General features: G+C 45.9%; 17 protein-coding genes. All 17 read left to right on the forward strand.

All coding sequences use genetic code 11. The annotated features are described in order from the left end of the window. The first annotated feature begins 321 nt into the window (after positions 1 to 321). Entirely contained in the window at positions 322 to 516 is a 195-nt protein-coding gene (locus tag I6760_RS12805; RefSeq protein WP_269140283.1) for an HNH endonuclease, read from the forward strand. An 81-nt stretch (positions 517 to 597) separates the two neighbouring features. Beyond that, positions 598 to 1,173: a terminase gene (locus I6760_RS02090; RefSeq protein ID WP_196592871.1), complete on the forward strand. Its 576-nt coding sequence runs from the start codon at positions 598 to 600 to the stop codon at positions 1,171 to 1,173. Further along, positions 1,173 to 1,337, forward strand: coding sequence for a hypothetical protein (locus I6760_RS02095; protein WP_196592872.1), 165 nt, complete (start codon positions 1,173 to 1,175; stop codon positions 1,335 to 1,337). Before I6760_RS02090 ends, I6760_RS02095 begins: the two co-directional genes overlap by 1 nt. After that, entirely contained in the window at positions 1,337 to 2,587 is a 1,251-nt protein-coding gene (locus I6760_RS02100) for a site-specific DNA-methyltransferase (protein WP_196592873.1), read from the forward strand. Before I6760_RS02095 ends, I6760_RS02100 begins: the two co-directional genes overlap by 1 nt. Before the next feature lie 85 nt (positions 2,588 to 2,672). Continuing rightward, positions 2,673 to 3,422, forward strand: coding sequence for a virulence (locus I6760_RS02105; RefSeq protein ID WP_196592874.1), 750 nt, complete (start codon positions 2,673 to 2,675; stop codon positions 3,420 to 3,422). Further along, positions 3,406 to 3,627 carry a DUF4314 domain-containing protein gene (locus tag I6760_RS02110; protein ID WP_196592875.1) on the forward strand — a complete coding sequence of 74 codons (222 nt, stop codon included), beginning with the start codon at positions 3,406 to 3,408 and terminating at the stop codon, positions 3,625 to 3,627. Before I6760_RS02105 ends, I6760_RS02110 begins: the two co-directional genes overlap by 17 nt. Positions 3,628 to 4,250: 623 nt before the next feature. Then, a complete protein-coding gene (locus tag I6760_RS02115; RefSeq protein ID WP_196592876.1) occupies positions 4,251 to 5,243 on the forward strand; it encodes an efflux RND transporter periplasmic adaptor subunit in 993 nt (330 codons plus the stop codon). 3 nt (positions 5,244 to 5,246) lie between these two features. Further along, on the forward strand, positions 5,247 to 6,185 hold the full coding sequence (locus I6760_RS02120) for an ABC transporter ATP-binding protein (RefSeq protein WP_196592877.1): 939 nt from the start codon (positions 5,247 to 5,249) through the stop codon (positions 6,183 to 6,185). Next, positions 6,178 to 7,155 carry an ABC transporter ATP-binding protein gene (locus I6760_RS02125; protein WP_196592878.1) on the forward strand — a complete coding sequence of 326 codons (978 nt, stop codon included), beginning with the start codon at positions 6,178 to 6,180 and terminating at the stop codon, positions 7,153 to 7,155. Before I6760_RS02120 ends, I6760_RS02125 begins: the two co-directional genes overlap by 8 nt. After that, on the forward strand, positions 7,152 to 8,285 hold the full coding sequence (locus I6760_RS02130) for an ABC transporter permease (RefSeq protein ID WP_196592879.1): 1,134 nt from the start codon (positions 7,152 to 7,154) through the stop codon (positions 8,283 to 8,285). The genes I6760_RS02125 and I6760_RS02130 overlap by 4 nt, the downstream gene beginning before the upstream one ends. A gap of 3 nt (positions 8,286 to 8,288) precedes the next feature. Next, positions 8,289 to 9,413: an ABC transporter permease gene (locus I6760_RS02135; protein WP_196592880.1), complete on the forward strand. Its 1,125-nt coding sequence runs from the start codon at positions 8,289 to 8,291 to the stop codon at positions 9,411 to 9,413. 22 nt (positions 9,414 to 9,435) lie between these two features. Next, entirely contained in the window at positions 9,436 to 9,660 is a 225-nt protein-coding gene (locus I6760_RS02140) for a ferredoxin (protein ID WP_196592881.1), read from the forward strand. A 46-nt stretch (positions 9,661 to 9,706) separates the two neighbouring features. Then, a complete protein-coding gene (locus I6760_RS12905; protein ID WP_196592882.1) occupies positions 9,707 to 10,294 on the forward strand; it encodes a TetR/AcrR family transcriptional regulator in 588 nt (195 codons plus the stop codon). A gap of 17 nt (positions 10,295 to 10,311) precedes the next feature. Beyond that, positions 10,312 to 10,926, forward strand: coding sequence for a class I SAM-dependent methyltransferase (locus tag I6760_RS02150; RefSeq protein WP_196592883.1), 615 nt, complete (start codon positions 10,312 to 10,314; stop codon positions 10,924 to 10,926). A 104-nt stretch (positions 10,927 to 11,030) separates the two neighbouring features. Continuing rightward, entirely contained in the window at positions 11,031 to 11,321 is a 291-nt protein-coding gene (locus I6760_RS02155) for an antibiotic biosynthesis monooxygenase family protein (RefSeq protein ID WP_196592884.1), read from the forward strand. Positions 11,322 to 11,394: 73 nt separating this feature from the next. Then, on the forward strand, positions 11,395 to 11,970 hold the full coding sequence (locus I6760_RS02160) for a hemerythrin domain-containing protein (RefSeq protein WP_196592885.1): 576 nt from the start codon (positions 11,395 to 11,397) through the stop codon (positions 11,968 to 11,970). 138 nt (positions 11,971 to 12,108) lie between these two features. Further along, positions 12,109 to 13,740: a hydroxylamine reductase gene (hcp, locus tag I6760_RS02165; RefSeq protein ID WP_196592886.1), complete on the forward strand. Its 1,632-nt coding sequence runs from the start codon at positions 12,109 to 12,111 to the stop codon at positions 13,738 to 13,740. Positions 13,741 to 13,809: the final 69 nt, after the last annotated feature.

The following is a 13,809-nucleotide window of genomic DNA, read 5'->3' on the forward strand; positions in this document are numbered from 1 at the left end:
ACTAGATGTCAGTCGAATGTTTGTGATATGCTATAGTCAGCAAAAGAAGCAGATAAAGAGTAGCAGCCTTCGCAGGAGCAATCCTTCGAGGGCTTTTATTATGCCCGAAAAGAGGTGGCAGGTGTGCCGAAAAGACCAAAGAAACCCTGTGCGTATCCAAGCTGCCCAAGGCTGACGGATGAACGATACTGCGAGAAACATAAAAAGCTCGCGGTCAAACAATACGATAAGTACGGCCGAAACCCCGAGGTCAAGAAAAGATATGGCTGGCAGTGGCAGAAGGTCAGACGTGCGTTCCTCAGCAAGCATCCACTCTGTGAAATGTGCGAGAAGGAACATCGGCTGACGAAAGCTACCGAGGTTCATCATATTCTGCCGCTGGCTGCTGGCGGGACAAGCGATGAGGACAACCTCATGGCACTGTGCAAAGTCTGCCATTCCAGAATCACAGCTAAAACTGGCGGCAGATGGTCCAGGGGAGGGGGAGGTCAAATCTCTAAAAACCCGCCAAGCTAGACCGGGCATAGGCTCTCACGCACAAAAATTGCAGTTCAAACAGGGGATTAACCCCAAAAATCAGATTTAGGAGTGTAAGGTATGGCAAGAGACGGTACAAATCGTGGCGGCAGAAGGGTTCGGGCAGGAGATAAGCCAGCCGCTGCTGCCGATAAAATACAAAGTGGAAAAACAGTAAAAATACTGGTAAATGATATACCGGTTTTAAAAACAGCAGAACTTGCTGCAGTAGATTTGCCGGAAGGGGCAGTCCTGGAAGGAATGGATATGCCAAAACCCAGCGAATATTTATCGGCAAGACAGAAAAATGGTGTTCCTTTAGGCGCTGATGAAATATATAAAGAAACCTGGCTGTGGCTAAAAGAGCGAAATTGTGAAAGGCTGGTCAATCCCAGACTTATAGAAACCTATTCACAGGCACTGGCCAGATATATTCAGTGCGAAGATGCAACGAGTGCGTATGGCCTACTAGGAAAGCATCCAACTACAGGCGGGGTTATGACCTCGCCTTTTGTGCAGATGTCACAGCAATACCAGAAAAGTGCCAATCTTATCTGGTATGAAATTTACGATATTGTAAAGCAGAACTGTACGGAGGTATTTGAGGATAATACCACAGATACTATGGAACTGCTTTTGCGGGCAAGGAGAAAATAATGGCGGACAGAAATGAGCTGACAGTGTTTTTGCATAAGTTGAAATTTCACAGACCTAAGCTTACGCGGCAACAAGTCAGAAGTTTAAAGGGTCAGGCACTGTCCAGTAATATCAGCGGTGCTGAAAAAGGCCTTAGTAAGATTTTGGAAAGGAGCAGTGCTTAATGGGAAAAACGACAACAGAAATGCAGCTGGTGGATGTAGCAAAGCTTATTCCATATGTAAATAATGCAAGGACTCATAATTCCCAGCAAATTTTGAAACTGCGTTCTTCGCTTAGAGAATTTGGCTTTATTAATCCGGTTATTATAGACAGGGACTACAATGTGATCGCTGGGCATGGACGGATTCTTGCAGCCAAGGAAGAAGGCATCAGAGAAGTACCATGTGTATTTGTTGATTACCTTACTCCGGCACAAAAGAAAGCCTATATCCTGGCTGATAATCGTATGGCAATGGATGCCGGTTGGGATGAAGAGCTTCTAAGAGTGGAAATCGAAACTCTGCAAGGTGCGGATTTTGACATTGCTTTAACCGGCTTTGATGAAAAGGACATCGCAAAACTTTTTGCAGTCGAAGACGGTGATGCAAAGGATGATGATTTCGATGTGGATGAGGAACTGCAAAAATCGCCTGTTTCCAAGAGTGGTGATGTTTGGCTTCTGGGAAATCATCGTCTAGTCTGCGGTGATAGCACAAAGAAAGAAACCTATATGGTGCTCATGGACGGTAAAAATGCTAACCTCGTAGTAACAGACCCGCCATACAACGTCAACTACGAAGGCAGTGCAGGAAAAATTAAAAATGACAATATGGAGAACGGCAAGTTCTATCAGTTCCTATTCGATGCGTTTACAAATGTGGAAAAAGCCATGGCAGATGATGCCAGTATTTATGTATTTCATGCCGATACTGAAGGCCTTAATTTCAGAAAGGCATTCTCAGAGGCAGGTTTTTATCTGTCCGGAACGTGTATTTGGAAAAAACAAAGTCTGGTTTTAGGACGTTCACCGTACCAATGGCAGCATGAACCATGCCTTTACGGTTGGAAGAAAAAAGGCAAGCATCAGTGGTATTCCGATAGAAAGCAGACTACCATCTGGGAGTTTGATAAGCCAAAGAAAAATGGTGACCATCCAACAATGAAGCCGATTCCGCTCATTGCCTATCCAATTAAGAATTCCAGTATGAGCAACTGTATTGTTCTAGATCCCTTTGGTGGCAGTGGCAGTACCTTAATTGCCTGCGAACAGCTAGGCAGAATCTGTCACACCATTGAACTGGATGAGAAATACTGCGATGTTATCGTAAAACGCTATATTGAGCAGGTTGGCTCTGCGGATACAGTATCCGTATTTCGTGATGGCAAGACCATCCGTTTTGAGGATTTGGAGGTCAGTGCCAATGGAGAATAACTTAAAAGTTTCTACATAATTAGCTTGCTATTTATTCCTTTTAGAGTGATATATGTAGTACCGAAGAAAAGGAGGTACTTACAAAATGAAAGTTATTTACAACATCACCGACAGAAAGCCTTTTGTAAAGGCACTGGAAGAAATCACAGGGGCGAAAGCAGTCTACATGAGAACCCCAACCTACGCATACACGGTGGACTATTTTACCGTGACTCGTGAGGGCAACCTTACCTTCAATGACATGGCAGGCAGCGAGGAAATCGAGCGTGTGCTGGAGGGACTTGATCAGAGAGGTTTTCACTGCGCGAGTTCGGAGTACGATGAACCACAGCCGGAAATCGACTGTGAGGAGCTTTTGGAGGACTGCCCGTCTGCATATGGAGTTCCGGAAACCGCGCCACAGGGCGAAACCATGGGGCTTACGGTGGTGATGCCGCTAGATAAGGTGCTGGTCGGCAACCTTACGAATCTCTTGGAAGCCAAGGGCAGTTTGATTAAGAAGGCACTGGGAATCAGCGAACTGCCGATTGAAATTACAGAGAAGCAGATTTCCTTCCCTTGGTTTGCAGACGGATTGGATGCCGAAACGGTTAAAGCCTACACCAACTTCATCGCCGCTATGTGCAAAATGAGCCTGGAGCAGAAACGTATCTCCAATACCGAAAAGACTGTGAAAAATGAAAAGTATGCATTCCGATGCCTGCTTCTTCGACTGGGATTTGTGGGTGCCGAGTACAAGGCTGACCGAAAAATCCTGCTGAAGAATCTGACTGGCAGCAGTGCATTCAAGAGCGGTGCGAAAAAGGAGGCGGCAGACGATGAGATTTCCGAGTAAAGAAATTGTGGAGATGGTACGCAGACAGTATCCGGCAGGAACTAGAGTGGAGATTTTAAAGATGGACGATGTGCAGGCTCCGCCAGTCGGCACAAAAGGAACCGTGACTGGCGTGGATGATACTGCCAGTATTTTAGTAAATTGGGATAACGGGAGCAGTCTTAATGTAGTCTATGGCGAGGATCTTTGCCGGAAGGATACATAATAAGACCTGCTGAAAGGTGCTGATTATAAGAACAGAGATAATGTATACTTGCCGATAATGAGTTGCTATTATGCACATAAAGAGCGAATATGTGTATAACAAAAACAAGGAGGCAAGAACCATGAACGAAAAGATTATAAGACAAGCGGTACAAGGCGAAACAGTTTTTAAAAATCATAACTGAAACAGGGCGAATCAAGGAATTCGATATTGACCTATATTTTGCGTTAACGGAAAAAGTAGTAGTTTATGCTGACAGCAGGTTGACAGTGAGTTGGCTTGATAGTACAGAAGTCGAGTGTTTCATTAAATAGAGACAGAAATAAGCAGGTTGGGGTTGCTGTAAAAGTAATCCTGACCGATTTTTTTGTTTTAGGTATTTCTATAAAAAACCAAAGCAACAAACTGGAAATTCTTTACCCTATAAGCTTCAGTAGATGGGCCTAATTTTGAATTATGCGAGGGACAAATGAAATTTTAAATAAAATGTTTTTTAAAATGATAGAACAGTTGCTTTTTGCAATACTTCGTGTTATATTTTAAGTGAAAGTGAATTTACATTCACGAATAATATTGAGTAAATTATTAGGCGTGCTATCCAAAAATTTCTTGGGGGCGTTGGTATGAATAAGAGAAAGAAAGTATTGATCTTTGTTTTGATCATCGCATTGGCGGCAAGCGGTTATTTCCTTTATTTCAAAAAACAAGTTGACCCGAATCAGGTCAAGGTATCCGGCAATATCGAAACCACTACCGTTGGCGTAGGATTTAAAATTGCCGGGCATGTTGTCCAGCGTCTTGTAGAAGAAGGGGACAGTATCAAGAAAGGGCAACCGATAGCCAAACTGGAAACCGCAGACCTCGAGCTTGAGGTTGCCAACGCCAAAGCACAATTGCTCGCGTCTCAGGCAACTCTTGCCCAACTGACAAACGGTTCTCGCCCTCAAGATGTATCTGCGGCGAGAGCGACACTGCGCAGTGCTGAAGCGGATAAGAATAATGCTGCGGCAGAATATTGGCGTACGCAACAATTGTTTGCCCAAAACGCAATATCAACGCAGGATCGGGACCGAAGTCAAACTGCCTATGCAACGGCGACCGCCCGTGCTGATCAGGCGGCGCAGCAGCTTAGCCTGGTGCTGGAGGGGCCGCGACAGGAAGAAATTGAATTGGCTGCGGCCCGGTTAGAGCAGGCAAAACAGACTCTAAAATTAGCCCAGACACGATTAGCCTACGCACAAGTTGCATCTCCTATCGATGGGGTTGTGTTGTCAAAAAATATAGAGTCTGGCGAATATGTCTCACCGGGAACACCCGTAGTGACTATTGGGGAGCTTGACCAGGTGTGGTTAAAAGCATATATTTCGGAAAGCGATCTTGGCAAGGTGAAGCTGGGACAAAAAGTGGCGGTAACTACAGATACTTATCCAAATAAAATTTACAAAGGCACCATCGGCTATATTGCTTCAGAGGCTGAATTTACGCCCAAGAACATCCAGACGGCGGAAGAGCGGGTAAAATTGGTATATCGCATCAAAATCATGATCGAAAATACCGCTCGCGAATTAAAACCCGGCATGCCTGCTGACGCAGTCATCAAGCTGAGCGGGGAATGAGTTATGGATGTTATTAGAGCCGAAGGGCTGACTCAGAGATTTGGCGACAACACGGCCGTAGATAACCTGACACTTACGGTCAACGAGGGAGAGGTTTTCGGGTTGGTGGGACCGGACGGCGCTGGTAAAACGACTGTGATGCGGCTTCTCGCTGGCCTGATGCTACCAACGGCTGGCGAGGCCTGGGTATATGGCTGCAACACTGTTAAGGATTCGGAGCAGCTGCGAAGTCATATCAGCTATATGCCGCAACGTTTTGGGCTGTATCAGGATCTGACCGTGCAGGAAAATATAGATTTTTATGCCGACCTGTATAATGTGCCGCGGCAAATACGCAAAGAGAAAATCCCCGAACTGCTTGCCTTCAGCAATATGGAGCCGTTTCGCGACCGTCAGGCACGAAAATTATCCGGCGGGATGAAACAGAAATTGGCGCTTGCCTGCGCTTTGGTACATACCCCTAAGGTTTTACTGCTGGATGAACCTACGAATGGAGTCGATCCATTGTCTCGGCGGGACTTTTGGCGAATCCTGTACCGGCTACTCGAAGAAAAGGTCACTATTTTCGTTTCCACGGCTTATCTCGATGAAGCGGAGCGATGCGCGAGAATTGCCCTGCTGCATAAGGGTAAGTTGATCATTTCCGGCACGCCGGATGAAGTTAAGGAACAGATGCGCGGCGTATTGGTTGAAATCCGTTGCGGTGAGCCGAGGCAGGTCCTTGCTTCATTGGTTGCGGGGTTAGCTCCTGTATCGGCAGGGTTGTTCGGCGCAAAAATCCATCTGGTGCTGGAAGGGGAAATGCCACAGGTCCTGCGTATGGTAAACAGCTCGCTAACAGAGATAGGAGTGCAGGCAGAAGTGGAAATTGTTGTGCCATCGCTGGAAGATGTGTTCATTTCCATGATAATGCCTACGGAGGGAAGTGGTTCGGGTGGCTGATGATACGACGGCAGCTGAATATGCGGTTACGGTGGAGAACCTGGAAAAGCGGTATGGAGATTTTCAGGCCGTCAATAAGGTGTCATTTCAAGTTAAGCGGGGCGAAATATTCGGGTTTCTTGGACCAAACGGAGCGGGAAAGTCAACCACTATGAGAATGCTCTGCGGCATTATTGTTCCTACAGCGGGCAAAGCGAACGTCCTCGGTTATGACGTATTCGAAGAAGCTGAAAAAATAAAGGCCCAAATCGGCTACATGTCGCAAAAATTTTCACTCTATGAAGACCTTACAGTCGAAGAGAACATTGATTTTTACAGTGGGATCTATCAAATACCGCAGGCCGAAAAAAACGCCCGTAAAAAATGGGTCATAAAGATGTCAGGGCTTGACGAGCACCGGAACAGCCTTACTTCGGTTCTGGCGGGCGGCTGGCGGCAACGATTGGCCTTGGGATGCGCTTTGCTTCATAAACCTCCTGTGATATTTCTTGATGAACCGACCTCAGGAGTAGACCCCATATCTAGGCGCAACTTCTGGGATCTGATTTATGAACTCGCGGCGGAAGGCGTCACTGTTTTTGTAACAACCCACTATATGGATGAAGCCGAATACTGCGACCGTCTGGCAATGATTTATCGGGGTGAGCTAGTGGCTATCGGCACTCCCGATGAAATGAAAACCCGATATATGAGCGCAGATATATTAAATTTGGAGTGTTCTGATCCTTTTAAGATGCTGCAAGAGGTAAAGAAAATTCCAGAAATAAAGGAAGCGGCCCTCTTTGGACGTGGTCTGCATCTTTCGGTAGAAAACGCACAACAAGCCATTCCTGTTATAGTCACAGCCTTAAAAGAGCAGGAATCTTCTTATACTAGGCTGGATAAAATTAAACCCTCCCTCGAAGACGTGTTTGTTTCGATCATTGAAGCTCGCGATAGTAAAAAGAATCTTCAGGCGGTGACGATATGAATATCCATCGCATAATAGCAATTATCCGGAAGGAATTTATCCACATCATCCGCGACCCGCGCAGTTTGGGAATGGCTATTGCCATGCCCGTTCTGTTGATATTCCTCTTTGGTTCGTCTTTAAGTTTGGATGTGGATAATGTTCCGTTGGTGGTGTGGGACCAAAACGATACAAACGAAAGCCGGGAATTCATTGGACGTTTTACTTCTTCCCGATATTTTGGCCTATCCGGTTACGTTAATTCGTATGCAGAAATTGAACAGGTCGTAGACAAGCGTGAGGCGATTTTGGCCCTGGTCATTCCGGTTGATTTCAGCCGAAAACTGGAAAGCGGCCGCAAAGCTGATGTGCAACTGATTGTCGACGGCAGTGACGCCAATACCGCTACAATTGCCATAGGATATGCCCAAATGGTAACTGACGGCTATACCAGTTCACTGCTGATTGAAGCAGCCCAAAAGAGGGGGGGCAAAACAGCAATTGTCCCTTTGGAGGCGAAACCGCGGGTTTGGTTCAATCAGAATATGCAGGCGAAGAATTACATTATACCGGGTCTTATCGCAGTGATTATGATGGTTATCGCCGCGCTCCTGACGTCTCTCACCATTGCCCGTGAATGGGAGAATGGCACGATGGAACAACTGATCACCACGCCGCTGAAACCTATCGAACTGATCATTGGTAAACTGACGCCCTATTTTCTAATCGGTATGTTTGATGTGCTATTTGCCGTTCTGATGGGGCAATACTTTTTTGAAGTGCCTTTGAGAGGCAATGCAGCGCTTGTTTTTGGGGTTGCTGCAATCTTTCTCCCCGGATCGCTTGCCATGGGCATGCTGATCAGCATATTGACAAGGTCGCAGCTCTTAGCAAGCCAGCTGGCTATGGTGCTGACTTTTCTCCCTTCCTTCCTGTTGTCTGGTTTTATGTACGCCATAGCGAATATGCCAATAGCCATTCAGGGAATAACCTATTTGGTCCCTTCCCGCTATTTCGTCGCTATACTTAAGAACATTTATCTGAAGGGTGCCGGGCTATCGATAATCTTGTCTGAAACGATGATTCTAATGTTTTTTGCCGTGGCTCTTATCCTCATTGCTAATAAAAAGCTCAAAAAAAGGTTGGTGTAGATCATGACATTTGAGCGTCTGCGTCACATGATTCGGAAAGAATTCATCCAGGTATTCCGTAATTCTAAAATGAGGGCGATCGTTTTAGTAATGCCTCTGGTTCAGAGCATGGTCTTCGGTTATGCGGTAACAACTGACGTGAGACAGGTTGAAACGGCGATTTACGACCAGGACCAAACCCCGGAAAGCCGTGACCTGGTCGACCGTTTTGTACATTCTGGTTATTTTTTGGTCAAGACACAAATCCATAGCGACCGTGAGATCGATGAACTGATCGACTACGGAAAAGTTGCAGCCATCATCCGGATTCCTCCCGATTTCAGCGGAAAGATTGCCGCAGGTGCAACCGCTACCGTTCAAATTATCGTTGACGGAACGGATTCCAATACGGCAGGAGTCGTTTTGAATTACGCAGGTAACATCGTGCGCAGTGATGCCCTCGAATTGTTGCGGAAGCGGACTGGCAGTCATGGTGGGGAAGCGGTTGGGGTCAATCTGCAAACCAGGGCCTGGTTCAATGAAAACTTGACCAGCCGCAATTTTTACGTGCCTGGGGTTATCGCGGTTATCGTAATGCTTGTCACGCTTTTATTGACCAGTATGTCGGTAGTCCGGGAAAAAGAAATGGGCACCATGGAACAGATTGTGGTCACGCCGATCACACCTCTGGAGTTTATTCTGGGCAAGACCATGCCGTCGATCATTCTCGGCTTTGTAAATATGATTTTTGTCACGCTGATCAGTGTGTTCTGGTTTGATATACCAGTTCGGGGCAGCATCATCACGCTATTTGTCGCCAACGGATTTTATCTGATGACGACGATTGGCATCGGGCTGATTATTTCCACACTGTCAGAAACGCAGCAACAAGCAATGATGTCTACTTTCTTCTTTTATCTCCCGGCGGTCCTGCTGTCTGGTTTCATGTTTCCCATCGCTAACATGCCGGAGGTGGTGCAAGCCGTCACTTATTTAAACCCATTACGCTATTTCTTGGTGATTATCCGGGGAATCTTCCTGAAAGGGGTGGGAGTGGCGATATTGTGGCCGCAAATCATGGCGCTCTTGATACTGGGCATTTTAGTACTGACACTAGCTGTTAAGAAGTTTCGTAAGAATTTGGCCTAGAAAAATTGAGGAGGGAAATGATATGGCAAAAATCAAAATCGACAGGGATGGTTGCATTAGCTGCGGAGCTTGCTGGGGGGCATGTCCTGAAATTTACGAGCAAAATGCCGAGGATGAGAAAAGTCAAATTGTTGGCAAGTTTCGAGTTGCGGAAAACATCGCTGAAGGAAGTGTGGAAGGGACTTTGGTCGAATGCGCCCAACAAGGAGCAGATGGCTGTCCCGTACAGGTAATTTCACTGGATTAGTTGAGATTGGTCGGAGTAATATTGCTGGATATTCGGGAGGATTGACGTGAGAAGTCGAAAGAGCACTGAAGTTAGAAAAGAGGAAATTGTGCGGGCTGCGCTATTTTTAGTCGAGCAAAACGGCTTGGACAAATTGAACATTATTGACATAGCCGTGGAAGTTAAACTTGTGCCGGCCGCGATATATAGGCACTTCAAAGGGAAAGAAGATATTGTCGCTGCCCTTATCGAGTTTACCGATAAATGCCTGCAATGCAATTTAAGCCAGGCAATGGATTATGACGGCACGGCGATTGTTAAATTGAAACTGCTCTTTGAATTGCACGTCAAGCTGCTCAAGGAGGAAGCCGCTATTCCTAGGATACTTTATTTTCTTCTCAGCAGTGAACGTAAACCCGAATTAAAAGTCGGTATGTTGTCTGCGGTTGGCTCCTATGTGCAACAGGTGAAAAAAATGATACTTCAAGGGCAAAAAAAAGGAGAGATCAATGCGGACGTTGATGTCACGGCAGCTGCGATGCTGTTTCTTGGAATGATTCAACCGTTAGCCATCCTTGGTCAAGTGGACCCTAACGTATTGGATGAGTGCCCAACTAAGTTGTGGCAGTGTTACCAACGTTCCATAGATTTATAATTTTAAGGAGAAATTCCTTGGATAGTGAAGAAAATGAAAGAGTTAAAACCAAATATGACAATATAGCCGGCATTTACGGTGTGGTTGATTTGCTTATTCCCGACGCTTGGCGTCGTAGGGCGACCAGTTTTGCCTACGACCGTGTTTTGGAAGTGGGGGTCGGAACGGGTTTAAATCTTCCCTATTACTCGGATCATTGCCAAGAAATTATTGGAATTGATGTCAGCTCGCGAATGCTTGATAGAGCTCGAGAGAAAGCGGCTCAGTGCAAGACGCCTGTTAAGCTGGAAGTGATGGATGTTCAAGACTTGCGGCTACCTTCCGGCAGTTTCGATTGTTTGGTGGCCACCTTTGTCTTTTGCACTGTACCAGATCCCATCAAGGGGCTAAAAGAATGCTATAGGGTTCTTAGGCCGGGAGGCAGGTTAATCCTGTTGGAACATATGGGCAGTGACAAATCAGTGCTTCGCTGTCTGATGAATTGGTTAAATCCGATTGCAGTTATGCTTTTAGGGGACCACATTAACCGGAATACGGCCGACTTGGTGACCGGGGCAAGGTTTGGAACACAAATTATGGAATACCTCCTCTGGGATATTGTAAGAGTGATTGTAGCAGAACGTACACTTTGATTATGTCAAGGAGCCTAATGATCTAGACAAGCTGTTTTATCATCGAAAAAAGATCGCTTAGTTTAACCGCTTCGATTGAAAAATATTGAAAGAAGGTGCTGTTCATGTTCATCTCCATCGTTCAGTTTCCGGCGATTAAAGAAGGTCAAGACGAGGCATTTAAGGATTGGTTTAAATGGTCAAACTCAGAGTTTCGCAAGTTCTCGGGGTTTATCCGGCGAAGTCTCTTAGAACCTGAAAATGGTGGAACATATGTCGCCATAGTGGAGATGGAAACAAAAGAAGCATTTTTGGCCATGCATTCCAGTCCAATACATGCGGAAGCTGGAAAAAAAGTGGCTTCATTATTCCAAGGAAATCCGAAGCCCACTTTTTACAAAATCATAATTCCCTAGAATATTGGTGTTTAATGGCATCTGGTTACCATGATGGTTAGCGATTTACCAAATAATAGAGGAGGGTACAGGAATGAAAGCAACTGATGCCTTGAAAAAAGAACACGAAGCGGTTAGGTTGATGATGAAAATCATGGATGCTGCCTGCGTAAAAATTAATGCTCAACAGAAACTTCAGACTGCAGATATTGACGACATGATCGACTTTCTCAAAGTATTCGTGGATCGGTGCCATCATGGCAAAGAGGAACAAATCCTGTTTCCCCAGCTGGAGTTGGCGGGAGTGCCGAAGGAAGGCGGTCCAATCGGCGTTATGCTTGCCGAACATGAACAGGGAAGGGTTTACATCCGGAATATGAGTCAGGCCGTAGTCGATTATGAAGTGGGGAATGCAGAGGCGACGGCTTTGTTGGTTAAATATATCACGGACTACATCGAACTGCTGGAACAACACATCAGCAAAGAAAACACAATGCTTTTCTCAATGGCCGATAAGCTTTTATCGGCAGAGATGCAGGAGAAACTGTTCGACAGGTTCGAGACGCTGGAAGAAGAAGTGATCGGAATGGGTAAACACGAAGAATTGCACAAGCGGCTGGAAAGATTGGGAACAACGTATCTTGGTCGTTCCGGTCACGGGCAACACTGAAAAATCAAACGGGAACAGCCATATATGAAAGATTCGGTCATTGGACTAATTTAGTGATGAATGGTTGGTGGCCTAAGCTTTGATATGGTAGCCAACGTTTCATAGTTTTGTGGACAAAAATAAAAGGGGGAAATTTTAATGAGTATGTTCTGTTATCAATGCCAGGAAACTGCAAAAGGCACGGGGTGTGAAGTCAGAGGAGTATGCGGCAAAACAGAAGAAGTAGCCAAACTTCAGGATCTACTGATTTATACCCTGAAAGGCATTTCGGAAGTCGTTGTGAAAGGAAAACTTGACACCAAGGGATTGGGGAACATTAACCATGAGGTTATGAAGAGCTTGTTTATGACAATTACGAACGCGAATTTTGATGCGGCTGCCTTTGAAGCAGAAATTAAAAAAATGCTTAAATTGAGAAATGAGTTACGGGCGAAAATTGCTGCTGGTCAACTGCATGACGCCGCAACGTTTGAAGTTTCGTTAAAAGAAGCCATGGTGGAAAAAGCTGCTGCGGTCGGCGTGCTGGCAACACAGAACGAAGACGTGCGCTCCTTGCGGGAGCTGATTACCTATGGCTTGAAAGGATTGGCGGCATACGCTCATCACGCTCTCAATATCGGCAAAGAAAATGGTGAGCTTTACACTTTTATTTATGAAGCCCTGGCGGCAACACTTAATGACGGACTTTCTGCTGACGAGTTGGTTGCTTTGACACTGAAAACAGGCGAATATGGTGTAAAAGCGATGGCACTTCTGGACGAAGCTAATACTTCAAAGTATGGCAATCCTCAAATCACGGAAGTGAACATCGGTGTACGCAATAACCCTGCAATCCTAATATCTGGCCACGACCTGACTGACCTGGAGCAACTGCTGGAACAGACAAAAGGCACAGGGGTCGATGTGTACACACATAGTGAGATGCTGCCGGCTCATTATTATCCTTTTTTCAAGAAATATGACAACCTCGTGGGGAACTACGGGAACGCTTGGTGGAAACAGGTGGGCGAGTTCGAAACTTTCAACGGCCCAATTCTGTTTACGACCAATTGCATTGTTCCGCCTCGGAGCGAAGAAGTACAAACTCGGATATTCACAACCGGCGCTGCGGGCTACCCTGGCTGCCCGCATATCGTAGCAGATACGAGCGGCAAAAAAGATTTTTCGACGGTCATTGCGATGGCAAAAAAACTGAAGGCACCGACAGAAATTGAAACCGGTAAGATTGTTGGAGGATTTGCTCATGAGCAGGTCTTTGCCGTGGCGGACAAAGTTGTGGCTGCTGTGAAGTCAGGCGCGATTAAGAGATTCTTTGTAATGGCCGGTTGTGATGGTCGCATGAAGTCAAGGGAATATTACACCGAGTTTGCGACAAAACTGCCGAAAGACACGGTAATTCTGACTGCCGGTTGTGCAAAATATAGATACAACAAGCTAGCTTTAGGAGATATTGGCGGTATTCCGCGCGTATTGGATGCAGGGCAATGCAATGACTCATATTCACTCGCTGTCATAGCACTAAAACTGAAAGAAGTCTTCGGCGTCGATGATGTCAACAAACTACCTATTGCCTACAATATCGCTTGGTATGAGCAGAAAGCGGTTATTGTTCTATTGGCGTTGCTCTACCTCGGAGTGAAAAATATCCATCTGGGGCCGACGTTGCCGGGATTCTTGTCACCCAATGTTGCAAAGGTCCTTGTTGAGACTTTTGGTATCGCGGGTATCGGAAGCGTAGACGACGATATCAAACTGTTCATGGGGGCCTAAATATTAAGAAGTAAACAGCCCTTATTAGCATTCGGATATTCATATGATACCCCTTAAGTAGACAAGGTA

This window comes from Pectinatus sottacetonis, from assembly GCF_015732155.1.
Lineage (GTDB): Bacteria > Bacillota > Negativicutes > Selenomonadales > Selenomonadaceae > Pectinatus > Pectinatus sottacetonis.

Bases quoted from the DNA above. Each gene is read 5' to 3' on its own strand.
- I6760_RS02155 (WP_196592884.1), top strand. From the start codon at position 11,031: ATGTTCATCTCCATCGTTCAGTTTCCGGCGATTAAAGAAGGTCAAGAC.
- I6760_RS12805 (WP_269140283.1), top strand. From the start codon at position 322: ATGTGCGAGAAGGAACATCGGCTGACGAAAGCTACCGAGGTTCATCAT.
- I6760_RS02100 (WP_196592873.1), top strand. From the start codon at position 1,337: ATGGGAAAAACGACAACAGAAATGCAGCTGGTGGATGTAGCAAAGCTT.
- I6760_RS02135 (WP_196592880.1), top strand. From the start codon at position 8,289: ATGACATTTGAGCGTCTGCGTCACATGATTCGGAAAGAATTCATCCAG.
- I6760_RS02090 (WP_196592871.1), top strand. From the start codon at position 598: ATGGCAAGAGACGGTACAAATCGTGGCGGCAGAAGGGTTCGGGCAGGA.
- I6760_RS02140 (WP_196592881.1), top strand. From the start codon at position 9,436: ATGGCAAAAATCAAAATCGACAGGGATGGTTGCATTAGCTGCGGAGCT.
- I6760_RS02095 (WP_196592872.1), top strand. From the start codon at position 1,173: ATGGCGGACAGAAATGAGCTGACAGTGTTTTTGCATAAGTTGAAATTT.
- hcp (WP_196592886.1), top strand. From the start codon at position 12,109: ATGAGTATGTTCTGTTATCAATGCCAGGAAACTGCAAAAGGCACGGGG.
- I6760_RS02105 (WP_196592874.1), top strand. From the start codon at position 2,673: ATGAAAGTTATTTACAACATCACCGACAGAAAGCCTTTTGTAAAGGCA.
- I6760_RS02110 (WP_196592875.1), top strand. From the start codon at position 3,406: ATGAGATTTCCGAGTAAAGAAATTGTGGAGATGGTACGCAGACAGTAT.
- I6760_RS02120 (WP_196592877.1), top strand. From the start codon at position 5,247: ATGGATGTTATTAGAGCCGAAGGGCTGACTCAGAGATTTGGCGACAAC.
- I6760_RS02115 (WP_196592876.1), top strand. From the start codon at position 4,251: ATGAATAAGAGAAAGAAAGTATTGATCTTTGTTTTGATCATCGCATTG.
- I6760_RS02160 (WP_196592885.1), top strand. From the start codon at position 11,395: ATGAAAGCAACTGATGCCTTGAAAAAAGAACACGAAGCGGTTAGGTTG.
- I6760_RS02130 (WP_196592879.1), top strand. From the start codon at position 7,152: ATGAATATCCATCGCATAATAGCAATTATCCGGAAGGAATTTATCCAC.